Raw genomic sequence first — 24185 nt, forward strand, 5'->3', positions numbered from 1 at the left:
TCGTCTACACTCTTTCCCTCCACGACGCTCTTCCGATCTGTGGCACATGTATACACTGTCCGTGAATATGAGAAAGCGTCCCTGGCTGATTTGGACTTTGTCATTTCGACCACGCCAGTATCCCGGAAAAATGTACCGGTGTTTATTGTAAATCCGATTCTTAACCCGTCCGAGAAGGAATCTCTGCTTAAGCAGGTTCAGGCATCAGAAAAAAGGCCGAAATCAGAAAACATAGAGGCATTGATGGACATTATCCGGAAGCATACAGATATAAAAGACGAAAGCATGCTGATCCAGGAATTGAAAGCCTACCATCAATCGAATAAAGAAGCCAAAAGTGAGGTGGACCAAAAGCCAATGTTAAATGAAGTTTTAACTGCCGATAAAATTCAATTTGCAGATTATGCCCCAAGCTGGCAGGAAGCACTGCAAATGGCGTCACAGCCGTTATTGGCCGATCAATCCATCAGCCGGAATTACATAGATGCCATGATTGAAAACGTAAATGAAATGGGACCATATATCGTCATCGCGCCTGGAATTGCCCTTCCTCATGCCCGCCCTGAAGCTGGCGTGAACAAGCTGGGAATGAGCTTTCTGCAATTAAAGGAAAGCTGTGCTTTTTCGGAAAAGCCGGAGCATCAGGTAAGATTATTCTTTGTGCTGGCAGCCATCGATAATGAAACCCATTTAAAAGCATTATCCCAGCTGTCCAAAATGCTGTCTGACAGCTATAATCTTGAAAAACTGCAGAATGTGGATACAGCAGCTGACGTATTAGAAATTATTAATCAATATTCACAAGACTAAGGAGGAAATAAAAATGAAAAAAATTCTGGTAGTATGCGGAAACGGACTTGGAAGCAGCTTTATCGTAGAAATGAATGTGAAAACAGTTTTAAGCCAGCTGGGAGTGGAAGCAGACGTTTCACATACCGATTTAACAACGGCTAAATCTGAAAAAGCGGACATCTACCTGGGATCTAAGGACCTGATTTCCACTTTGGATGACGGAACAAGAACGATCATTGGCTTGACTAACATCCTAGACCAGAACGAGCTAAAAGCCGCATTGGAATCACATTTATCATAATAGAGAAAAAAAGAGCAGGCGATAGACTCGCCCGCTGAAAAATAAAAAGAACAAATACAGTATAACCTGAAAACTGGTTAGATGAAAGATAGATACAGAGGATTTAAAAGGAGGGGTAAACATGTTTGATTTTATCATGAATGATATACTGGGCACGCCCGCTATCCTGGTTGGTTTATTCGCCTTGTTTGGCTTGCTTCTGCAGAAGAAGGGAATTGCCGATGTTATATCAGGCACGCTTAAAACGATCATGGGCTTTCTCATCCTGAATGGAGGAGCAAGCATCTTAATAGGCTCACTTGATATTTTCGGGAAAATGTTTGAAAAAGCCTTTCATATTCAGGGCGTTATTCCGAACAACGAAGCCATCGTTGCGATCGCCCAGCAGACATTTGGGAAAGAAACCGCGATGATCATGCTTTTCGGGATGGTCATGAACATAATAATTGCCCGTTTTACACCATTTAAATATATTTTCCTAACCGGCCATCATACTTTATTCATGGCCTGCCTGATTTCAGCAGTATTTGCAACCGGCGGAGTGACAGGGCTTCCGCTGATCATTATCGGGTCTATTATTCTGGGATTATTAATGGTATTCATGCCTGCGCTTGTCCAGCCGTATGTACGCGAGATCACTGGCAATGACAGCATAGCGGTCGGCCACTTTGGATCTTTCGGCTACTTTGTTTCCGGCTTTATTGGAAAGCGTGTAGGGGATAAATCCAAATCGACGGAGGATATCAAAGTGCCAAAATCACTTGGATTCCTGCGCGATACTTCGGTTGCGATGTCTCTGACAATGACGATTCTCTTCCTGGTTGTGGCGCCGATCGCCGGAAAAGGCTATGTAGAATCTGAATTGAGCGGCGGAGTTAACTTCCTTGTATTCTCGCTCATGCAGGCCATTACGTTTGCAGCTGGTGTATATGTGGTCCTTGCCGGTGTGCGGATGCTGATTGCAGAAATCGTACCAGCTTTTAAAGGGATCGCTGATAAAGTGGTAAAAGATGCGAAGCCTGCCCTTGATTGTCCGGCAGTGTTCCCTTTTGCACCTAATGCAGTTATTATCGGATTCCTATTCAGCTTCGTAGCTGGCTTGCTCTCCATGTTCCTTCTTCCATTATTCGGCCTGAAAATAATTGTGCCAGGCCTGATTCCGCACTTCTTCACAGGTGCGGCGGCAGGGGTTTTCGGAAATGCAACTGGAGGCAGAAGGGGAGCGATGATCGGTTCATTTGCCAACGGTCTATTAATCTCTTTCCTTCCGGCCTTATTGCTTCCGGTTCTTGGGTCACTTGGATTTGAAGGAACTACCTTTGGAGACTCGGACTTTGGGGTAGTAGGGATTTTATTGAGCTTCCTTATTAAACTATTTTCTTAATTTATAACCTTTTGGGGACTTCACTTAGATGTGAGGTCCCCTTTTGGTATTTCGACAAAATTCGGGTGGTACCTGTCACTAGGAAATTTCTCCAATTAAATGATAATATAGTAACAGGGAGGGTGATTTATGAGAAAGGTTCTATATTTTGTTTTTACTGTCCTGGTTTTGGCCGCTTTGAGCGGATGCAATAAGGAAATTAAGCCGCAGGATCGCTTTTCGCAGTATGTGGAGCACTGGAATAAGCAGGAGTTTGAGAAGATGTATGAATTCCTGTCGAAGGATGCGAAGCAGTCGATCAGCAAAAAGGATTTTGCAGCCCGTTATGAAAAGGTTTATAAGGATTTAGAGATAGATAATCTGAAGGTGGCATACAAGCCGGATATGGAAAAGGAATACAAAAAAGAAGAAAATGCAAGTTTTCCTTTTTCAGCAAGTATGGATAGTACAGCCGGCAAGATTGAATTTACCCATGATGCCAAGCTTGTGAAGGAAGAAAAGGAAGAGGAAGACAATTGGTTTGTTGCCTGGGATACAACTTATATTTTCCCGGAGCTGGGATCAGAGGATAAAATCAGCTATTCAACTGTTCCGGCGCAGCGCGGGGATATTGTCGACCGGACAGGTGACCCGCTTGCTTTAAATGGCACCCTATATGAAATTGGTGTTGTTCCAGAACAGATGGGTGATCAGAAGGAGCAGACCATTAAAGGTTTGTCAGCAGCCCTGGGAATGTCAGAAGAGCAGATTAATAAAAGCTTAAATGCAAGCTGGGTGCAGCCGGGCTATTTTGTTCCTATTAAAAAGGTATCCCCGGATGATCAGGCAACACTCAGCAAGGTCTTTGCGCTAAAAGGCGTTCTGAAACAGGATGTGAAAGGCAGAGTTTACCCGATGGGTGAATCAGCAGCCCATCTAATCGGTTATGTTGGACAGGTTACAGCAGATGAAATGAAAGAGCGTGAAGGTTATTCAAGCACTGATATAATTGGAAAAAGAGGACTTGAACAGGTTCTTGAGGAGCGCTTGAAGGGTTCGAATGGAATCAAAATCGGCATCCAAAAGAAAGACGGTTCTGAAGTGGCCCTCGCTGAAAAGCCGGTAGAGAACGGTGAAACTATTCAGCTTACCATCGATATGAACCTGCAGAGGTCACTCTACACAGAGCTGGGAGGAAAGCCGGGAACCGCAGCAGCGATTGATCCGGTTACCGGAAATACACTGGCTCTCGTCAGCAGCCCGAGCTTTGACCCGAACCAGGCTTCACTTGGATTTACCGCGGATGAGTGGAAGGCAATTGAAGGCAATAAGGACATACCGCTTCTGACGCGATTTAAGCAAACCTATGCCCCAGGTTCAGTGATGAAGCCGCTGACAGGCGCAGTCGGACTGACAGAAGGGACACTAACGCTTGATGAAACGATTAAGGTCAGCGGCCTCCAATGGCAGAAGGACAGTTCATGGGGCGGCTATAAAGTCACCCGTGTCAAAGATCCGGGCGGGCCGGTTAACTTTGAAAAAGCGATGATGTATTCGGATAATATCTATTTTGCCCAGCAGGCCCTTGAGCTGGGAAAAGAAAAGTTTTCAGCCGGGCTCAAGAAATTCGGGTTTGAAGCGGAAATTCCATACGTATTCCCGCTTGAACAATCCAAGATTGGCGGCCTGGACACAGAAATCCTGCTGGCAGATTCCGGCTATGGCCAGGGCCAGGTGGAAATGAGCATTGTCCATCTTGCTGCTTCATATACACCTTTTATCAATAAAGGCTCCATGATCAAGCCTGTTCTCCTGGAAGAAGAGGAAAAAGGACAGGTGCTGAAAGAAGGCGTGATGAGCGAAGGAACTGCGAATACGGTGGCAGCCGCAATGGCTAAAGTCATTCAGGATCCCAGCGGAACCGGCCGTACGGCTTATATGAAGGATTACCCGTTGGCTGGGAAAACCGGAACCGCCGAGTTGAAGAAAAGTGCGGATGAAAAAGGCCAGGAGAATGGCCTGTTCGTTGCCTACAATCCGCAGTCTCCCAAGCTGCTCATCGCGATGATGATGGAGGGCGTTGAAAACAGCGGCGGATCGAAAGTGGTAGTGGAGAAAGTGAAGAAAGTATTTGAGGAGCATAAAGGGCGGTTTTAATAGAATTTGTATGAAGGGTCTGCATTTGGAAAAGAATGCAGGCTTTTTTATTCGACAAAATTCTGGTGGTGCCTGTCACCATTTGTTATAGCTTGTCGAATAATTTGAATATTTAGTTATATATTATAGTAAATAATTCCTGTAAAATGAATACATATACCTACTAGAATATTCATACTTTTTTTACTATAAAAAAGGGAGAGTGAGAATGGTTCATGATTAATTGGAAGAAGGGGTTAGGAAGTTTAGGTTTAATTGCAGTTTTATTGCTGAGTTTGTTAACACCTGTTTCGGCAGCAGTAGATGTTCCAGTTCAATACCTGGCGTTGGGGGATTCTCTGGCAGCCGGCGTGACGTATGATAAGAAAATAGCTGATGGATATGCTGATTTGACGGCAGAGTATTTGGAAGAACAAAACGCTCTAGGTACATATTCCAAGGCATTCGCAATCCCGGGCTACAAGACATACAATGTACTGGCTGACCTTAATACAAAACCCAACTTACAGGAAGCTATTAAGAATTCAAATTTCATTACTATTTCAGCAGGAGCAAATGATTTATTAAGTGAAGCAGAGATTGATAGAGAGAAGGGCACCATCCTGCTTGATCCATCAAAGATACCTGGTTCTCTAAAGAGTATTTCTGAAAACTACAATTTGATCCTTCAGAAAATCAAACAATTAAATCCGGATGCATCCGTTTATGTTATGGGCTATTACTTTCCGTTTCCATTCATTTCTGAAGAGCAGAAGCCGGAGCTGATTCAGCTGACGCATACTCTCAATAAAACAATCGAAGCAGCTGCACTTGTAAATGGTGCTTCATTTGTTCCAGTCTATGAAAAGTTTGGAGATAATCCAAGACAATATGTCCCAAATCCAGAGGATATCCACCCAAATCTTGAAGGGTACAAATTGCTGAGTGAGGCCCTTCTGGATGCTATGATGTTGTCACAAAAAACGGCTGCCGATCTTCCGGAAGGACACTGGGCAGCGAAAGAGCTTAATATGCTCCTGGCAGGGAAGCTGCTTCAACTTGATGAAAAAGGAAATATTTATCCTGAAAAAGCGATAACCAGAGCAGAGGCTGCATTGATTCTATACAACAGTATACCGATGACAACCTCTATTCCGGAAAATCCCGGATATAAAGATGTACCGGAAAGTCATCCTGCTTATATGGCGATTGCCAAACTTACCGAAGCAGGTGTATTCACAAAGAGTGAAAACTTTAATCCTGATAGTCCATTAACCAGAGTGCAAATGGCGAAGGTCCTGGCATCTGCTTTTGGATTAAAAGGTGATGGGGTTTATCCGTCATACCGCGATATCAATTCCTCTTACTGGGGCACTCCATATATTGACGCCGTTACAGATAATAAACTTATGATTGGTTTTAGTAACGGGAACTTTGGATTGCATAATTCAGCAAACAGAGCACAATTTGCAGTGGTAATGGTAAGAGCGCAGGCTTTAATAAAGTAAGGAAAGAAAACCCTGGCTTAGTGGTGCTAAGCTGGGGTTTTTATTGTTTAGAAAAGGTGCTGAGAAAGGCATCGGCAAGCTAATATGTATTAATAATTTTTTTGAGGGCCTTCATTTAAAGTCCGGACTTTCGACTGCCTCTATTCCCAGCAGCTGGCACAGGTAAAACGACCCGATTGCCAAATTCTATCTTTTGATGGGGTTTTTGAATTCATAAGCAGGGAAAAGAATGAAGGATGTTCTGCGGTATTAAGAGAAGGAGGTGAACTTTTTTACCCTAACACGCAAAAATACATATTAAGAGGAGAAAAAACATGAAATTTATGAAGTACATAATTGTATCCATGATGTTTGTTATTTTAGCTGGCTTCAATCAAATAGAAACAAAGGCCGCTCAGCTTCTGAAGGAAGGGTCTTTAGGGTCTGAAGTATCATATGTACAGGGGTTAATGAATAAGCTTGGGTATTTTCAGGATGAAACAACTGGATTCTACGGACCGCTAACTGTACAAGCAGTAAAGGAGTTTCAGAGGGACTTTGGTTTACGGCCTGATGGAATTGTCGGAATGGAGACAGCTAATATGATTTACAATGTTAATATGATGGCTCATGTTGTGAACGGGGAAGCCCGCGGAGAAAGCTATGAGGGACAGGTTGCTGTTGCAGCTGTATTGTTAAATCGTGTTGACTCAAGTGAATTTCCAGAGACTATCCGTAATGTCATTTTCCAGAGAAATGCTTTTACAGCGATTAATGACGGACAATTTCAGCTGCAGCCAAGCAAGAACTCATACCAGGCAGTAAAAGATGCGTTTTTAGGGTGGGACCCCTCCAACGGAGCAGTGTATTACTATAACCCGAAGCTCGTAACTGATCAGTGGATCTTCACCCGGACCGTAATCAAACAAATTGGCAGCCACCGTTTCGCTTACTAAAAAATATTAAGACTGGCTGAATAAAAGTGCCAGCCAGTCTTATACATATTATATTCCATTAGTTTACTAAACCTCTACTTTTCGCCTCAAATTAGCATGTGTTTCCAATTTAAGTATAATAAATGCGATCTATAATTTTACCAATTGCCTTTCAACCATGGACAAAAAGTCTGAAAAAAGAATAATGTTCGCCATACGAGCGCCAGGGATAACAGGTGAAAAATGTATTAATAAAATAACTAACATTAAGAATATAAATATTATATCAACTATTGCATTGTATATTAGCAAGTCTTTTTCCATTTCCAATGTATTAGTTATCTATGTGAAAATCGCATTCAGAAAATTGTGTTTTTAACTTTGTAATTGGGGAAAGGTACAATAAGGAATGATGATTAATATGAATATTGTGCAGGAAGCGATTAGGGACAATGGCGGATATTTCTTTTGTAATATATATAAGATTATTGAAAACGCATTACAAAAGTTCTATTATTAAAGTATGAAATTGAAAAGGCAAACTTATTGAAAAGTAAGGACGCAAAGCCGCGAGTCTAAGGTTATTCACTATGATAGTCGAGCTGCCAAAAATGAACGGATAAGTGCAGGCTAGATTAATAGGTTATATTGCAGAATCCGCCATATTTTTGGATGGTCTTGATGCCTTGAGGATGGTAAATAAGACCGTATTTCAATTATAGAAAGGTGGAAAATAGATGAGCTTTTTTGGATCAGTGGAATATTTTGAAAAAGAAATTGCAGAAAATTTAATTTCTGAAAATTCAAAGCGGATTTCAGAAGAGCAGTTTTCAATTATCGCTGCAAGACTGAAAAAAGAACTTTTAGATGACTTTGTTTGTGAAGAGAATATTCGAAAAGAATGCTTGGATAATCTCTTTTTTGCAATTAAAAAATTGAAAGGCTCAGCATTTCATGCGATTTATGAGTAAATAAGTTAAAATGTATAAAATTGGTATCAGCCGCCAGCCAATGACAGAGGTCTTTGGCTGGCGGCTGATACTTTTGAATGGTGGAATATATTCAGTTCGGAATTGGATATTCATGCTTTTATAGAAATGTTCACAGAAGCGATTCTTAGACAATCAATAGTTAATGCTCTCCTCTGCTTTTAGTTTGCGGCCGATTACTTATTGCATTTAAAAGAAATAATTTCTCTTGATTGGACAACATTTGCCAGCTGCCGGCTCTTATTTTCATTGTTATCACTCCTCATATTTAAAATGGATAGACCTGTAAATTAATTATTTATCTATACCGCCTTTTTATAAAAATGAAACAACAAAAAATTCTGCAAATTTCTCTTGGAATTTTCAAATTTTGTCGAAATTAAAAGCTGGTCATAATCTATGGCCAGCTTTGGTAGAGATTCATTTATTTAACTCTAAGTGGGTCTTTAGCTCAGTTTGAACTCTTATCTTTTCTTCTTCAGAAACGATCAAATACCAGATGTCTCCTAAATATTGCCCTGAACCTTCTAGTGTTAATTGATCAATTTTTTTACTGGCTTGCTTATAATTTTTCTGAATTTCAACCATTTCACTAAATGCTATATCAGTCTTTACATTTTTTCCGATTGCTTCAAAAATATCATCCAAACGAGTTAGTGAGCCGATACTTACTCCTTTATCTATTACCCCCTGAATAACCTGCCGCTGCCTTTTCTGTCTTCCAAAGTCACCATTGGGGTCATTCTTCCGCATTCTTATATATGCAAGTGCTTCTCGTCCATCTAAATGAATGTCTCCCTTGTTAAAATGATATGAATCCTGTGTGAAACTCAAATCATTTTGCACATTAATTCCCCTTACAGCATCCACAATATCTGCAAATCCATCCATGTTCATCTTTATATAATAATCCACTGGTATATCCAAGAAATTTTCAACGGAAGCAACTGACATATCAACTCCCCCAAATGCATAAGCGTGGTTGATTTTGTCAACTGTTCCATGTCCAACAATATCAGTTCTGGTGTCTCTTGGAATACTAAGCATTTTAATAGAACTTTTAATTGGGTTAACTGTCAGCACAATCATCGTATCTGAACGCCCCTTATCACCTTCACGCTCATCTACTCCAAGCATTAAGACTGAAAAAGGTTCGGTTTCTTCGAGAGTAATTTTTTCTCCTCTTTTTTCTGATTTTTCCCGTTCTGTAGGTTCATATGCAGTATCAACTGCTTTTGTAAAAGAGTTATAAATATAAAATCCATATCCTATCAGGCCGATTAAAAGTACCAATAATAAAATTCCTATGGTACGGAGCCATTTTTTATTGCTATTTTTCACGCGCAAATAGTTCACCTCATTGGAGTCAATTATCTTTATTATATTGAATAGCTATCCGATAGGGCAAGGGAACCCGGAAATATTATCAGATACCATTTTGTATTTTATTTCATTTATATGAAACTTTTTCCATTATCAAGCGTCTAAATACTAGGTGCAATTATCTATTGCATAGGAACTATAAATATATATTTATTACCACCATTTTTAAAGGGATATTTAAAGAGAGATAGAATAATATTAAAGGTGGTAAAATTTTCTAGGAGGTACGGTATGAAGACATTTAAAGGAAAGGGTCTAGCGATGGGACTGGCTGCGGTATTAGTGACTAGTTCATTCTTGCCCAGTGCATCACTTGCTGCTGAAAAATCCAACACTCAAAGAATTTATCAGCAGCTAGATCGGCTTAACCTAAAACAGCCTGGGTACAAAACAAGTTCTGTAACAAAAGAGGAAGATAAAAAATTTACGGATAATCAGCTTGTTGTGAAATATAATAAGCCTCTTTCTTCTTCTGAACATCGAAAAGCTGGCGGAAAACTGGTAAAGAGATTTGCCAGTCTAGGCTATGATGTTATTGAAGTTCAAGGAAAAAGGAAATTGGAGGAAGTGGCTGCAGCATATGCCAGTTTCTCAAATGTAACTTCTATTACCAGAAGTGCTTATGCAAAAAAACTGGGCAGTGCCGATCCAAAGGTCTCTGAAATGTATCATTTGAAAAATCTTGGGATTGAAAAAGCTCAAACTATGGCAGGAAAGAACAAAGTTAAAGTAGCAGTTATTGATGGTGGGGTTGACTCAAAGCATCCTGAGCTAAAAGATCAGTTGATTGCAAACAAAAATGCAATGGATCCAATTAAAAAGGGTGCTCCTGATCCCCACGGAACTCATGTAGCCGGAATTATTGCAGCTGAAAAAGGGAATGGTGTTGGGGGATATGGTATTGCTCCAAACTCTGAAGTCATTTCTATTGATGTGTTTAATCGTTCCTGGATGGTTACCGATTATACTATTGCTGAAGGTATATTAGAAGCTATCCGTCAGAAGGCTGATGTAATTAATATGAGCCTTGGCGGATATTTTCCATCACCTATTATGCAAGATGCAGTCAAAAAAGCCATCGACGCAGGTATTACTGTAGTTGCAGCAGCTGGTAATGATGGGGCTAATGTCGTTAATTATCCGGCATCTTTTGAAGGTGTTATCAGTGTTGGGGCTACTAACAGCAAAAATGAACTTGCAGATTTCTCGACCTATGGTCCTTCTGTAGATGTAGTTGCACCTGGACACCAGGTTTATTCTTCTGTATATGATCCGGACAAGCAATCATCCTTTGTGGAGATGAGCGGAACATCGATGTCATCTCCAGTAGTTGCAGGTGCAGTTTCACTTTTATTATCAAAACACCCGAATTTAACTCCATATCAAGTTAATTATATCCTGACACATACAGCCAAGGACTTGGGGGATAAAGGTTATGACCTAAAGTATGGCTATGGAATGATTGATTTGGAAAAGATTCTTAGTTTTGACCCGAAAAAGATTCCTGCCGATCCTTCAGTAAAAGAAGCTGATTCTTTGTTAAAGGCCAAGGATCTGGGAGAATTTAATACTATCCCGGTATCAGGTAAAATTCTAAATTTAAATCAAACTGATTTATATAAGACAAAGATGGCAAAAAATGAGTATATTCAGGTTACTTTAGATGGTACTGAAAAGTATGATCTGAAATTTGATTTACTGTTTTTCCCTGAAGGTGAAACAAAGCCTTCCAAAAAGGTTGAAGTGAATGAGGCCTATGAAGGCAGTGTAGAAGGGACTCTTTTTAAAGCACCAGAGGCTGGAAGTTTAGTTATTATCGTGAAGGATAGTTATGGTAAATTTAGCGAAGAAGGTAATTCAAAATACAATCTTGAACTGCATAAAAGCATGGAATTACTAGATGATGGGAATAGTGAAGTGACTCCAAAGGAAATTGAATCACTTCCTTATGAGTCAGCTCTTGAAAATTATTATACAGATGAGCGTTTAACGACTGAAGATAAAGAGACCGATGCTGCTTCTGCTGAAGAAAACGTAGAAGAAGAAGAAGGAGCAGGGGATGAACAGCAAACACCAGGGGACTCTGATTATTTTCAATTCACAGTGCCCGGGAATCCTGAAGATGGTATGCAGACTGTTAAAGTTGACCTTTCAGCAGTTCCTGGCATTGACCCTTCAATCAAACTTCATATGATAGAAGAAATTGAAGGTGAAGAATTTATTTATGAAATGGATCAGGCTTCTGATAATGGCTTTGGCAAGGGAGAAGAGCTTAGCTTTAATGCAGTGCCTGGGCAGAAGTTTATAGCTGAAGTGACAAACAAGCCTTATATTGATGAATTCATGATGATGTTTGAAGGGTATGAAATAAATCTGGAACAAAGCTATTCTTCATTCAAGCCATATAAAGTTACTATTGATTCAAAGACTCTACCAACCGATGAAGATGGACTGCCTTTTGAAATGGGGATGGAGACCAGCCCGGAAGAAGAATTAATGGCGGGTGACATTCAAGGGTTTATTGCCAAAAAGAAAGAAATACAGCAAAAAGCCTTTGATCCGTTTCAAATGACATATGAGGACTACATTAATACACTTAAAGAGGCAGCAATCCTAATTGAAGAAAATGGCGGCGGAGAAGGATATCTGCAGACTTTTGGTGATGAGGATTGGTTCTCCTTTACACCAGACCATAGCTCTATTTTCGAAATGGCAATGGATAATAAAGCAGGCTATAAACCAGTCGCGGTTGAAGTGCTAAAATATGATAAAGATATGAAGGATTTTGTTTATGTCTACTCCAATACGATATGGTCAATGGATGGCTCAATTTCTGTTGAAGATAAATTTACGCTTGGCCTGCAAGCCGGGGAAACCTATTATTTCCGTGCAGCAGATCCAATGTATAGACCTTCATTGGACCCTTATCGCTTTACAATCAAAGCGAAAGTAAAAGATGTTGCCGACCAATTTGAAACGAATGAAAACTTTGAAACTGCTCAAAAGATTTCTACTAAAGGAATTACTGGTAACTTTGCAAGTTCGGCTGACACAGATATTTACTACTTTAAACCGGGCAAGGAGAGTATCTTTGGAGTAAGAGTAACTCCAGGTTCCCTGCCTGCAAAGTACAAAAATGTGCCTGTAAGGCATAAGTCGGAAATCGACCCAGTATTGGCGATTATAGAAGATACAAACGGCAACGGAAAATTGGAGCCGGAAGAAGAGGGCAAGATCACATTAGTTGATTCGGGTCTATGGAGCGATGAAGAGAGAATCAGCTTTAGAACAAAGAAAAATTCAGGCTATTTTATTGCAGCATTTGATTATTTTGGAACAAATTCATCATTAGTTCCATATGTGCTTAAAATCGATGAAGCAAATAGGTCTGATGAAGACAAAGGGTCTGTTGTAAAAAATAACATTCCTTCCAAGCCTCTTTTGCTTAATCGCCCGGCAAAAGATCGTTTCTATAGCTTTGGTTATCTTAATCTTACTTCTAATAAAGGAGATACAGATTTTTATAAGCTAAAAGTAGAAAAAGAAAAGAACTATAGTGTATCCATGGAAGTTCCATCTGATATAGATGGTAAAATAACAATTTATAATTCAAAAGGAGTACAAGTGGCCGTTTCCGACTATTATGGAAAAGGCGATAATGAAGTCATGTCACTTAACCTGAAAAAAGGCGACTATTACATTAAGATTGAGGACGTTTTTGGTAACGCAAGCACAAATCCTTACAAATTAATTATTAAGTAAAATGAAAGAGCGATGTTCCAATAGGACATCGCTCTTTTTAGTAAATCTGTCATTGAAACGCAACCAAATAAAAAAACGGGGAAGGAATCCCCGTTTGGAAAAATTAATTTGCCGCAGCTTCATCTGTAATGCGGCCTTCTATAGCTGGGTTAATTGTTTCAAATTGCTGCAGATAGTCTACAAACATTTCGTAATCAACATATCCTGGTTCACTAACACGGCCTTCTTCATAAGCTTTCTTGAAAACATCATAGCCATCTCCGCCTTTAGCGGTGAATGTGTTTGTTGCTACGAAGTAATTTTTTGCTTCATCAATTGGTGCGTAGCTGCCTTCACTATCTTTTACTTCAACAGATACTACCCGCTCATTTGCTGGTTTTGAGCTGTCATAGACAAATTTTAGCCCCGATACATGAAGGAATGCACCGCTTTGCTCTGGGGCAAGGCTTACGCTGTGTTCTAATGCTTCAACAATCTCTGAACCTTTCAAGTTCATAATTCCGAGCGTGTTTCCGAATGGCATGGTAGTAAGCACTTCACCTAATGTAATATCACCACTGTCAATAGATGCGCGTATGCCTCCGCCGTTTGTTACCGCAATCACTGTTTCAGGGTTGATTGCTTTTGCTTTTGCAAGCATCCCGTCAGTAATTAGATTACCAAGGTTCGTTTCTTTCGTGCGTACATTTGCTCGTTCCCCATCTAAAGAAACTTCTGTTGAAACGCCAATTGATTGTTTTTGTAATGAAACGATTTTTTCTTTATATGGAGCAAGGAGAGCTGCAGCTTCAGTATCTTCATCCTTTTCAGCAACATCGACAAGTTCTCCCTCATAAGCTGTAACTTTCCCATTTTCATTAAAATCAATACTTAATGTTCCAAGGAACTTACCATATTCATTTGCCTGCACAATTACTGTTGGCTCGGTCTTTCCCTCTGTTATGATGACTGGGCCAGATAATTTGGTATGCGTATGTCCGCCAACAATAATGTCAATGCCCTCTACGTTTTCTGCTAATAGCAGATCATTGTCAAATTCAGTGCTATCATCGTATCCAAGATGTGTAAGAGCGACGATTTTATTAATTCCTTGTGCCTCCAGCATTTCAACTGTATTTTCCGCTGATTCGATATAGTTGCTAAATTCAATGGAACCAGGACTTGAAATTTCAGCAGTTTCTTCTGTTGTAAGACCAAAAATACCAATTTTTTCGCCATCTACTTCTTTAATAACTGCATTAAAAATATTTCCATTTTCAGGGTTTTCCGCTATTGTAGACCCATGGAATAGACCATCGAATAATGGGTCTTTAGAGAAGTCTGTGTTGGCACTGACGAAAGGGAATTCAGCTTTTTTGATAAACTCTGCAAGGGCCTTATGGCCATCTTCACTTGCTCCTAAGTCAAATTCATGATTTCCAAATGTCATAGCATCGTAGTTTAAATAGTTCATAAATTCAAGGTCTGCTTGTCCTTCAAATTCATTAAAGTATAGTGTGCCTGAGAAGACATCTCCTGCACTCAGCAGCAAAGAGTCTGGCTTTTGGGCACGGAACTCATTAATAGCAGTGGCCAGTTTTGCAACACTGTCAAGATTCGCGTGAGTGTCGTTTGTATGCATGATAGACAGTTCATAAAAGCCTTTTGCCTCATTTGATTTATGAAGGAGTATAGCAAAGTCGCCACGTTTTGCACTCTGTCCAATGCCGAATTGACTATCTGAAACACCATGGGTAATTTCATTTGCTACTAAGGCTTTAACTGCCTTTTCATAACGCTCATTTACATCAGTAAATTCCAGGTCAGTTGATCCTTTTAATTTGAATCCTTTTTTAATCCAGACAGCAAGTTCCCCTCTTGTAATGTGATGCTGGGATCCGAAGGAAGTTTCTGTTTTTCCGTTTGTAATGCCGGCTTCTTTGAGGGCATTAACCGCACCTTGAGCGCGTTCTGGTACATCTGTGAAGCCAGATGCAGGAGCATTTTCAGTATTGAGGCCAAGAACATTGGCAACCAAAACAGCAGCATCTACACGCTTTATGTTCTCATCGGTACCAAACTTAGTTGGCGAAAGTCCGTTAGCTCCTTTTGAAACAAGAAAATCTACTGCTTCTTGGTAACGCTCCTTTACATCAGTGAATTCTGAGGCAGCAGCTCCGGCTGGCACATAAGCAGATGCAACTAAAGCAGCAGCTGCTGCAGTACTAATGAATTTACGGTATGTTTTCGTTTGGAATGGCATTGATTCTCCTCCTTATGCATGTTAGCGGGTCTTGTCAATAGATATGTAAATTGAAGATTTATAGAGAAATAGACCCATCCACATTATATCAATTAATAGAGTTAATATGTTTCCTTGATTAAAAATATTTACAAAATTCATGTTATTTTTACAAAATAAAAAGGAACAGCTGGTAAAAGCTCTTCCTTTTTATTGTATTACCTGCGTATAAATCCTGTAAAAGTATACTTAATGATCTCTTTCTTAGTCAGGGCATTAACTGATTTTTTGCTTATGTTCCTGGTTTTAATAGGTGTAATAAACTCTGTCTTTGAAACCTTGGCAGGGAATGATGGAGATAGCGCTAGGAACTCATTTCCTTCAAGCCCTTTTTTAACCTCCTGGAGGTTATTGACCTTAATGCCTGGCTCAATTTTTTGTTTAAGCAGTGATCCGCCGGGAGAGATTAAATAAACAAAAGTATTGTTCTTTTTTGTTTTTGCAGCTTTTGAGGGAATGATGACAGTATCCTTTAACTCATTTGTAACAATGCTAATCCCTGTATGGATTCCGGGATATAAATCCTTACTTTCTTCATTTAACTCCAGATAAAATGGATAAAGGCTTTCATCCTTTAATGATGGCTCTTTCTCAGGATAATGAATTACTCTTGAAACGAATCCTTCTAATCTCAAGTCGTTTAGAGTTGGATAGATGAAAGCTGGCATCCCAGTTTCAATTTGGGCAACCTCCTTTTCATCAAAGAAGCCTTTTACAGCATTAGTATTTGACTGGATAATGACAACAGGATTACTAAGGTCTTTCTTTACTTTTGTTACTGTTCCATCAAAATTACTCATAACTTTCAAACGGCTTGATTGATCGTTAATATTATCAATCTGCTTTTCAATGAGGGCTGCTTCTTTTTCAAGAAGCTCTTTTTCGAGTTCCTTATTATAGATTTCTTTTTCCACATCGACTACGGATCCGTATATGTTAAAATCGGGCTTGCTTTCATCAATGCTGTTATCAAAAGTCCCTTTTGCTTCAATAACAGATATAAAGCTGCGGAGTTCATCAATATGGTCTTCAATGCTTTCAATCTGGTCTTCCGCTTTATCCAGATCTGCTTCTAAATTTCGTTTATCATCATCAATGTTGAAGGAATCATATTCAAAAAGAGGATCTCCAGCTTTGACTTGATCTCCTTCTTTTACAAGAAATTTATTAAAAGATCCGATTTCCTCATCAAAGTATACATAATGTTCCTCTGAAGATGTTACAACACCTTCTGTTTTGAATGTTTCTTTCAGATCGCCTCTGCTGATCTTTTCCCATTGATTAACATATGCTGACCGCTGTATTTTACTGTCACTTTTCAAAATTAGAAATAAGTTTCCGGCTATAAGAGCAGCAGCGATTACACTCAGTAGAATTAGCAGCCGTTTCTTCATTTTTTTCAACACCTTTTATAAAAGCTTCTCAAATTTAATAAATGATAAGAATGAGGAGACCAGCCAAAATAACATATTTATTAATAAAACATAGGAAAAAATTTGGCCTCTTGTTTTATCCGTTAAATACTTCAACCCTTTATATTGAATGTACAGTACAAGCAGGCTGAAAACGGATAACTGGCCCAGGAAATAAATAAGCAGTGTGCTGTCGGTCAGATATTGTGCGATAGGTCCCAGTGAGAAAGGAGAAGAACTTTTATCCAGACCGATCTTCCAATTGATAGGAATCAGGAATGCTTTTTCAAGTAATAGAATTGACACAGCAAACATCTGAATAACTAGTACCTTAATAAAAGGAATATCAGATAAAGCCCAAAAGAATGCTGCTGGGATAAACAGCATAATAGCAGGGTATATTAGTCCCCAGAGTATTTGGCCAAACAGGAATAACAGCTTTCTTGTTTCAAATTCGCCGGCTGCAGTGCTTGTTAATTCTCTGGAAATTATCTCTGTCCCAATACCCAGATAGGAACTTATTGTAAATATTATTAAACTGGCAGTAAATAATAAAAAAATTCTTATCCGATAATTACGGATTTCTTCCGCTTTTTCAAGCTGATAAAGGAAATCGTTCGGATGGAGCAGCCCCTTTAAAAGCTGGACCTGGTATATCATGAAAAATCCTCCAGTATTTAAATTGAATGACAAAATTTCAACAATCTTTATTTTAACTCAAAAACTGACAAAATAGCACTAATTATGATAAGAATGATTTGTAAAATAATAGAAATGGTTCTTTGTGCTCCCTTTGTTAACATTCACCATAAAATACTAACCATCAATCTAGGCGATTCAATACTTTTGATTGTACTTCTGCCAGCTGCTTATTTTCTTTTTAATAAATTGTATATATTTTTCATCCATCTGCAGTTCAAATATGATTAACGCTTTTTCCATATAGGACCTTGCTGTAGCTATACTGCCCGTTAACTCATAGTTGTATCCGACATGGTAGTGAAGTTCACCAAGCAAATACAGATTGTCCCTTTCTATACAATAGTCAATGGCCTGCTTGCAGTATCGGGTAGATAAGTTTAAGTCTCCCAGACGTGTCAAGGTTCTGGCCAAGTTATAATATAATCGGGATTTGATTGTATCATCCTGCAGATAGGGGAGAAGTTTTAAATGTTCCTTTGCAGGCTTATAAATGGAAAGGGCTCCTGCAAGGTCTTCCTCTTCAAATAAAATAATTCCTTTACTGAGGGAAATTTCAATTTCCCGCTCCGACCATACTTTATCATGTGTCAGATGAATGGCTTCATCTAATAATTTGAATGCTTTAGCAGCATTTTTATTCAAATGGTATTGATAAATGCCTTTGTGCCACAGCAGAAGCTGCAGATTCTTTCGATTTTGGAGAAACAGGGCATTTTTTTCTTCTGTTTTAACGATTTGGTAGATCTCTTCATACTCCAAATTCCTTCTGGCAATTTTTAATTGTCTGCTTACTTCCTGTACATAGTCAATTCTAGGTGTTGTACCAATATCAAAAAAGTAGTTAACATCCACACCCAGACGCTGAGAGATTAAATATAATGTAGAAGCATAGGGAAATACATCCCCTTTTTCAATTTTGCTTATTTGAGCTTGAGTGCAAATCCCCTGAGCAAGTTCTCTTTGAGAAAGCCCCATTAATTTACGGAGTTCTTTAATCTTTTCTCCTATTGCTGAAAAATTCACTTCTAATCACTCCTTGAAAATATGCTTAGAGTTATATTTTTTTTAGTTTTCATGCACATTTTGGTGATTCTTTAGAGAAAATCAACGTAAAGCCCGTATAACAACTAATATGCCCATTTGGATTTTATGGTTAAATAGGACTGTAAGCTTTTTCTACTAGTTTAATTCATTTAATTATAGAGGGGGCCTGTTTAATGAGAAAACGTATTTTGGCTGTCTTAGCAGTTGTCACATTAGTTATAGGTTTTGCAGGAGCATCTGCAAGTGCTGCAGGTCATGACCAAGGCGGAATTCGCACACTGGAACTTCCATCTGTTCATTAAGACCATGTAAATTTTATTATGTTCATCAGTTTTACGAATCAAATCTTATTAATCTCCAATTTTTTGTCACTCCGATTCGGAGTGATCTTTTTTTGCTTCAAAGAATTACCATAGAATAAATGATACCATAGTCATGGAAAAAACTTAAAATATGCTTAAAGTTATATTTTTGTATGTAAATAGGTTCTATAGTGTAATATTAGATTCCTTCCAGCTAAATCTTCACTCTAATCACTTTTACACATTTTTTTTGATTTTGTTATCTTTAACTTAATCCTGAAGAAGAGGTGATATGATGAACGAAGTGGAAATGAAAGTGATGCCATCCTACCGTGACGAGGAATGCTCGATTATTTTTTCTTTTCATTTTAAAAATGGACGCCAAAAGATTGGTGAAGCAGTAATATGTACATGTTCTGAAACCTTTTTAACAGCCAGGAGCGATATGAAGGAATTTACATTTATCTCTAAACCAGGGAAGCACTCAAGTCTTCAAAATACTATTGCTTATTTTACAGAATTTCAGATTGTAGAGGAATATAAAAGAGCTTCATTAAGAAAAATTGTAGAATTTTTGAATATAATCGGTATTAAAAAGTTTTTGTACCAGCACCAGATCCCATTATTTTATACAGAAATTGAAACGCCAGTTTAAAATGGCGTTTTTTTATGTAAAAATTACTAGATTTAGGAACAGTGAGAATTTAAGATAGGAAGGGAGGAGGAGAGCGTTTGAAAAATAAAATAAGTTTATTAGTATTATTCTTTTTAATTTTACTAACTGCACCAAATGTATCCGCGGCAGAAACAGCAGCGGAATATGTTAAGGCTTTATCCCGGACAGAAGTCATCATGTTTGATGCTGAAGGGAATGAAGCAGGAATGGAGCAAGTCGCTCCTGGAGCTGTCTATAAGGTTATTGAGTCTGAGGAGAGCGGTTATTATATCAATCTCAATAATCAAAAAGCACTTATATCGAAAGCAAATGCACAGCCAGTTTCAGAATGGGACTATTATAAGGATAATAAAGTATTTAAGGCAACAACAGATGCTGCCGTTTTGCGCAAGGAAAACGGAAAAATGGTTAAAAGAGCCAGGCTAATGTCCGGGCAGGTTTTTAAGAGGACTGGTGAAGAAGGGGATTATCATATAATCCAATTTAGTTCATTTACGGGTTATGTGTTAAAGTCTGAAACTGAACCAGTACTTAATGATTCGCTTCCAAACGGAGTTGTAAAAGGAAGTAAATTTACGAACAGAATTATATCCTTAAATGTTGCAAACTTTTATTACTCCAATAATGGGAAGCTTCAGTCGATGGCAAGGATAGAGAAAAAAGTAGAAGTACAGGCGCTTGAAGCATATCGAGACTATTACGTGGTTGAAATTGCAGGACGCCGTGCATACGTTAAGAAAAGCGATGTTAATAGATACACGGGTGATTTTGTCAACCCAAGAAAAACCTATACATATGAACAAATGATAAGGGATTTAAAAGATATTCGTTTGTGGTATGCAGATATTACAGAAATTCAAATTATAGGAAAATCAGTTGATGGCCGAAATCTATATGCATTAAAGATAGGAAAAGGTAAAAATGAAATTCTTATTAACGGATCCCATCATGCAAGGGAGCATATGACTACCAATGTGCTGATGGAAATGATGGATGCATATGCATATTCCTATTTGCGGAATAAAACACTTGATGGATTCGATGTTAGGAAGATACTTAATGAAACAAGCATCTGGTTTGTCCCAATGGTTAATCCGGATGGAGTTACCCTTGTACAAAAAGGACATAAAAGTGCAAAGAATCCTAGTTATGTACTAAAACTAAACGGGAACAAAACCGACTTCTCTGCTTGGAAAGCGAACATAAGAGGAGTGGACTTGAACCGCCAGTATCCTGCAGATTGGGCAAATATCTGCTGTGATCCTGGCAAACCTGGACCACAGAATTACAAAGGAAATCGTCCTTTAAGTGAGCCGGAGGCCAAAGCGCTTGCCGATTTCACGCTTGCTCATGACTTTAAGACGGCACTTGCGTATCACTCTTCAGGCGAAATCCTTTACTGGCATTTTCATCAGGGGTATTCAGCTTTACAAAGAGATAAAGCATTAGCGAAGAAAATTTCGGCAAAAACAGGTTATTCTCTTGTACCGCCAATGAGAAATCCTAGCGGAGGCGGCTATACGGATTGGTTTATTCAGAATGAGAAGAGACCAGGATTTACACCGGAAATCTCTCCATATGTAGGAAATAGGCCAGTACCAGTAAATAGGTTTGATAGCATTTGGAAAAAGAACTACTCAATCGGAATTATGATGGCTAATGAAGCCAAAAATATTAACTAAAAAAACCGCCTGACGGACATCCTCCGTCAAGGCGGTTTTTTATTGGTCTGACTGGTCTAGCAGTGGTATAGGTGCCTGTCACCCATCATCGATTGACAAGCAGAGGCTCATTTTGTTTTCGGATTTCCAGGAGGTGGGCGGCCAGGCTTTTATGATCTAAGTAGGTGCCGAAGTCCCCTGGAGTTTCTGAATTGCTGCCAAGGCTGATTCTTTTTGCAATCAGCTTGCCCACATTAGGGTAGAAGTGATGGCCGTCAAAGTAGTTTTCCAGATTACCCGTCACAGAGTTAGGATACATAAAGTTATACACTCCTCCGAACACATCAGTGATATCATTTAGCCACCGTTCATAATCAGGAAGCCTGCCTTCCTCGGCCATTGCCTGAAATAGCGGGCTGGATATTGGTGTGGTAAAGATAATAAACTCCGTATTCGGGTTGTTCTTTTTTAATTGTGAAAGGATCGCTTTATACTCAGGATTGTATTCAAAGGTGTCTCCATAAAACACATCCCGGAATTTTTGTATTTTCTCTTTTGTCTGCTTTTCCATTACTTCGGGAGCAATATCCTTTGCATCAGCAATGTTGTTTCGGTTATAGTTTCGCTCTTCGAGGACTTTGTTATCTCTGGACATTTTAAAGTTTTGCCAGGAGTAATCAAGCAAGTCCATTGAAAGCAGATTTTTGTAACGGTAAAAAGGTTCGTTGGCTGTTTGAATGTATTGGTTTAATGATTTCTTTGCTTTGCTTTCCTTAATGCTTGATTTAAAGAAATCTACTCCAATAATAATCCTTTCAAATTCTTTTCCGCGCTTCTGCTTGGCCAGCTCAATCAGGCTGTTATATTCCTGGATCGAAGCATTGCTGACAGCAAAGTTAAAGACTTTCATATTTTCAAAGTCAGTTTGGTTAATATACGTAGTTCTGCTGCTGCCCAATAAAAGAGTGTCATAGTGAAAAGGCTGGAAAAGAATGCGATTTGTTTTCTGCTGACGTTCATTAATAACGGTTTGAACATCATTGTATTTATGCTCGTGGCCAAATGTCCACATGGGATCTATATAGAAGATGAAGGATCCCACTGAAAATACACAAACCAGGGAAATGGCCATTATTTTTATAACAAATGATTTATAATTCATGGATATTCCACCTTAGAAGTTAAAGTATAGGAACTCAGTGACTTTTTGCAGCTGGAATACAGAATACACTAGCAGGACAGAGACATAAATAGCATATGACCAATTCGGTTTAAGGCTGTCTCTTAACTCCAGTGAGTTTTTCGCAAATACGGCAATAATTAACCCAAGCAAGGTTATGATCGCTGGCTTCATAAATCCATCATGAAGAGGGAACTGGTAAAAATCATTTGTAAACTTCTGGATGAAACCATAATTGCTTAACTCTGCCGGCAGAGCAATACCTTTAAGTCCAGACATGCCTTTTAGCACTTCAAGTGCTACATCAAAGGATGGTGCCCTGAAGAATACCCATGTTGCATTAACAAAGTTAAAGGTAATGAACCAGGCCAGCCACTTTTGCATCTTGAAGCCTGCTTTTGTCCATAGCCGGTTTAAAACGCTGGCGAACCCATGCATAGCTCCCCAGACAATAAAGGTCCAGCCTGCTCCGTGCCAAAATCCGCTTACCAAAAAAATAATCATAATATTAACATAAGTGCGAACCCGGCCTTTACGATTTCCGCCCAGAGGAATATAAATATAATTTGTTAAGAATCCGGACAAAGTAATATGCCATCTTCTCCAGAAATCCTGAATGTTTAATGCCTTATAAGGTGAATTAAAATTCATCGGCAGAACAATATTAAATAGCAGGCCTGCTCCAATTGCCATATCTGAATATCCGCTAAAGTCAAAGTACAGCTGAAAAGTATATGCAAGGGAAGTCATCCACGAGTCAACGAAAGTAAGGTCTGTGTACATGCTATAGCCTTTATTGGTCCATACGGCGAACGTATCAGCAATACCAACTTTTTTAAACAATCCGACAGCGAAAACGAATAGACCCAGTCCAATATTTTTGTAGTTGATTTTCCGGTTATGTTTGTCATCAAACTGTGACATAACCTGGCTGTGATGAACAATGGGACCAGCAATGAGCTGTGGAAAGAAGCTGACAAATAAAGCATAATTTAAAAAATTATATTCTTTCGTTTCATTCCTGTAAGAGTCTACAAGATAGGCAATCTGCTGAAAGGTATAGAAGCTGATTGCCAGCGGGAGAATTAAATGAAGGACATTAAAATTAGTGCCAAGAGCCCAGTTTAAATTACTTACGAAAAAATCATAATATTTAAAGTATCCCAGAAGGCAGACATTAAAGATGATGCCAATAGTTAGAAGCACTTTTTTTCTTGCAATTCCCGTTACTTTCCCCAAATAACTCCCTATAAAAAAGTTTGCAAATAATGAAGCCAATATAAGAGGGAGATAACTGGGATTCCACCAGCTGTAAAAGAATAAGGAACTGGCGAGGAGCCAGACTTTTGAAAGAGTAAAATTTATCTTATTGAATACATAATAAAGCACAAAAACAATTGGGAGAAACATAAAAATAAATTCAAAAGAATTAAAGATCAAAGAGAATCTCCTCCATTAGAATAATGGCACTCATCCGCTTGAATGCCAAATAAATCATACTATACAAGTTTCCGAGTGACAACACAAGCTTATGAGAATAATAGAGTAAAAATATTACAAATAACAGGAGATTTTTGGGTCTGATTGGTGCTGAATCCCTTTAATAGAAAAAGGTCATAAATTATCCAAAACAAGAAAAAATTTCATATTTGCTTCTTGTATAAAACCTCTTATGTGTTAAAATAAAAATGTAATATAACTTCCGAGTTTTGTTTGGCGATAAATTATGGGCGATGGTTGGTCGCAGGCCGGAAAAAAAGAGATCCGCTTTCAAGCGGA

At 38.8% G+C, this 24185-nt stretch carries 18 protein-coding genes and 1 riboswitch; of the genes, 11 read left to right on the top strand and 7 right to left on the bottom strand.

All coding sequences use genetic code 11. The features are described 5' to 3' along the window. From ACEQ1T_RS16205 to ACEQ1T_RS16235, 7 genes are all read left to right on the top strand, one after another. Positions 1-810, top strand: an 810-nt coding sequence (locus tag ACEQ1T_RS16205; RefSeq protein ID WP_372530247.1) for a PTS sugar transporter subunit IIA, incomplete at its 5' end; no start/stop codon positions are given. A gap of 13 nt (positions 811-823) precedes the next feature. Next, positions 824-1093, top strand: coding sequence for a PTS sugar transporter subunit IIB (locus ACEQ1T_RS16210; RefSeq protein ID WP_009332100.1), 270 nt, complete (start codon positions 824-826; stop codon positions 1091-1093). 121 nt (positions 1094-1214) lie between these two features. After that, complete coding sequence (locus ACEQ1T_RS16215; RefSeq protein WP_048009154.1) at positions 1215-2477, top strand: PTS ascorbate transporter subunit IIC; 1263 nt, start codon at positions 1215-1217, stop codon at positions 2475-2477. 129 nt (positions 2478-2606) lie between these two features. Then, positions 2607-4613 carry a penicillin-binding transpeptidase domain-containing protein gene (locus tag ACEQ1T_RS16220; protein WP_370223741.1) on the top strand — a complete coding sequence of 669 codons (2007 nt, stop codon included), beginning with the start codon at positions 2607-2609 and terminating at the stop codon, positions 4611-4613. A 215-nt stretch (positions 4614-4828) separates the two neighbouring features. Beyond that, positions 4829-6100: a GDSL-type esterase/lipase family protein gene (locus ACEQ1T_RS16225; protein ID WP_370223742.1), complete on the top strand. Its 1272-nt coding sequence runs from the start codon at positions 4829-4831 to the stop codon at positions 6098-6100. Between the two features lie 314 nt (positions 6101-6414). Further along, positions 6415-7035 (top strand): cell wall hydrolase, encoded by a 621-nt coding sequence (locus ACEQ1T_RS16230; protein ID WP_370223743.1) that lies wholly within the window; start codon positions 6415-6417, stop codon positions 7033-7035. 505 nt (positions 7036-7540) lie between these two features. Next, positions 7541-7624, top strand: a riboswitch (cyclic di-GMP riboswitch). A 127-nt stretch (positions 7625-7751) separates the two neighbouring features. Next, on the top strand, positions 7752-7985 hold the full coding sequence (locus ACEQ1T_RS16235; RefSeq protein WP_370223744.1) for a hypothetical protein: 234 nt from the start codon (positions 7752-7754) through the stop codon (positions 7983-7985). A gap of 438 nt (positions 7986-8423) precedes the next feature. On the opposite strand, the gene ACEQ1T_RS16240 is transcribed toward ACEQ1T_RS16235, so the two are convergent. Beyond that, entirely contained in the window at positions 8424-9350 is a 927-nt protein-coding gene (locus tag ACEQ1T_RS16240) for an LCP family protein (protein WP_370223746.1), read from the bottom strand. A 267-nt stretch (positions 9351-9617) separates the two neighbouring features. Between ACEQ1T_RS16240 and ACEQ1T_RS16245 the strand changes: the two genes are divergently transcribed. Beyond that, positions 9618-13148 carry a S8 family serine peptidase gene (locus ACEQ1T_RS16245; RefSeq protein ID WP_370223747.1) on the top strand — a complete coding sequence of 1177 codons (3531 nt, stop codon included), beginning with the start codon at positions 9618-9620 and terminating at the stop codon, positions 13146-13148. Positions 13149-13251: 103 nt separating this feature from the next. Here ACEQ1T_RS16245 and ACEQ1T_RS16250 read toward each other — a convergent pair whose 3' ends face one another. From ACEQ1T_RS16250 to ACEQ1T_RS16265, 4 genes are all read right to left on the bottom strand, one after another. Further along, the gene (locus ACEQ1T_RS16250; RefSeq protein ID WP_370223749.1) at positions 13252-15390 is read right to left on the bottom strand and encodes a 5'-nucleotidase C-terminal domain-containing protein; all 2139 of its coding nucleotides are present in this window, start codon (positions 15388-15390) and stop codon (positions 13252-13254) included. A gap of 197 nt (positions 15391-15587) precedes the next feature. Further along, positions 15588-16823: an efflux RND transporter periplasmic adaptor subunit gene (locus ACEQ1T_RS16255; RefSeq protein WP_370223750.1), complete on the bottom strand. Its 1236-nt coding sequence runs from the start codon at positions 16821-16823 to the stop codon at positions 15588-15590. 15 nt (positions 16824-16838) lie between these two features. Further along, a complete protein-coding gene (locus ACEQ1T_RS16260; RefSeq protein ID WP_370223752.1) occupies positions 16839-17501 on the bottom strand; it encodes a hypothetical protein in 663 nt (220 codons plus the stop codon). A 177-nt stretch (positions 17502-17678) separates the two neighbouring features. Continuing rightward, complete coding sequence (locus tag ACEQ1T_RS16265) at positions 17679-18566, bottom strand: helix-turn-helix domain-containing protein (protein ID WP_370223753.1); 888 nt, start codon at positions 18564-18566, stop codon at positions 17679-17681. A gap of 194 nt (positions 18567-18760) precedes the next feature. Between ACEQ1T_RS16265 and ACEQ1T_RS16270 the strand changes: the two genes are divergently transcribed. The 3 genes from ACEQ1T_RS16270 to ACEQ1T_RS16280 all read left to right on the top strand — a co-directional run bounded on the left by ACEQ1T_RS16270 (position 18761) and on the right by ACEQ1T_RS16280 (position 21247). After that, entirely contained in the window at positions 18761-18889 is a 129-nt protein-coding gene (locus tag ACEQ1T_RS16270; protein ID WP_370223755.1) for a hypothetical protein, read from the top strand. 292 nt (positions 18890-19181) lie between these two features. Then, on the top strand, positions 19182-19544 hold the full coding sequence (locus ACEQ1T_RS16275) for a hypothetical protein (protein WP_370223757.1): 363 nt from the start codon (positions 19182-19184) through the stop codon (positions 19542-19544). Positions 19545-19621: 77 nt separating this feature from the next. Further along, a complete protein-coding gene (locus tag ACEQ1T_RS16280; RefSeq protein WP_370223758.1) occupies positions 19622-21247 on the top strand; it encodes a M14 family metallocarboxypeptidase in 1626 nt (541 codons plus the stop codon). Positions 21248-21332: 85 nt separating this feature from the next. Here ACEQ1T_RS16280 and ACEQ1T_RS16285 read toward each other — a convergent pair whose 3' ends face one another. Both ACEQ1T_RS16285 and ACEQ1T_RS16290 read right to left on the bottom strand, forming a co-directional pair. Next, positions 21333-22388: a hypothetical protein gene (locus ACEQ1T_RS16285; RefSeq protein ID WP_370223759.1), complete on the bottom strand. Its 1056-nt coding sequence runs from the start codon at positions 22386-22388 to the stop codon at positions 21333-21335. A gap of 12 nt (positions 22389-22400) precedes the next feature. Beyond that, positions 22401-23846, bottom strand: a complete 1446-nt coding sequence (locus ACEQ1T_RS16290; protein ID WP_370223760.1) for an MBOAT family protein — start codon at positions 23844-23846, stop codon at positions 22401-22403. Positions 23847-24185 lie beyond the last annotated feature (339 nt).

The organism is Cytobacillus sp. (assembly GCF_964223445.1).
GTDB lineage: Bacteria > Bacillota > Bacilli > Bacillales > Cytobacillaceae > Cytobacillus.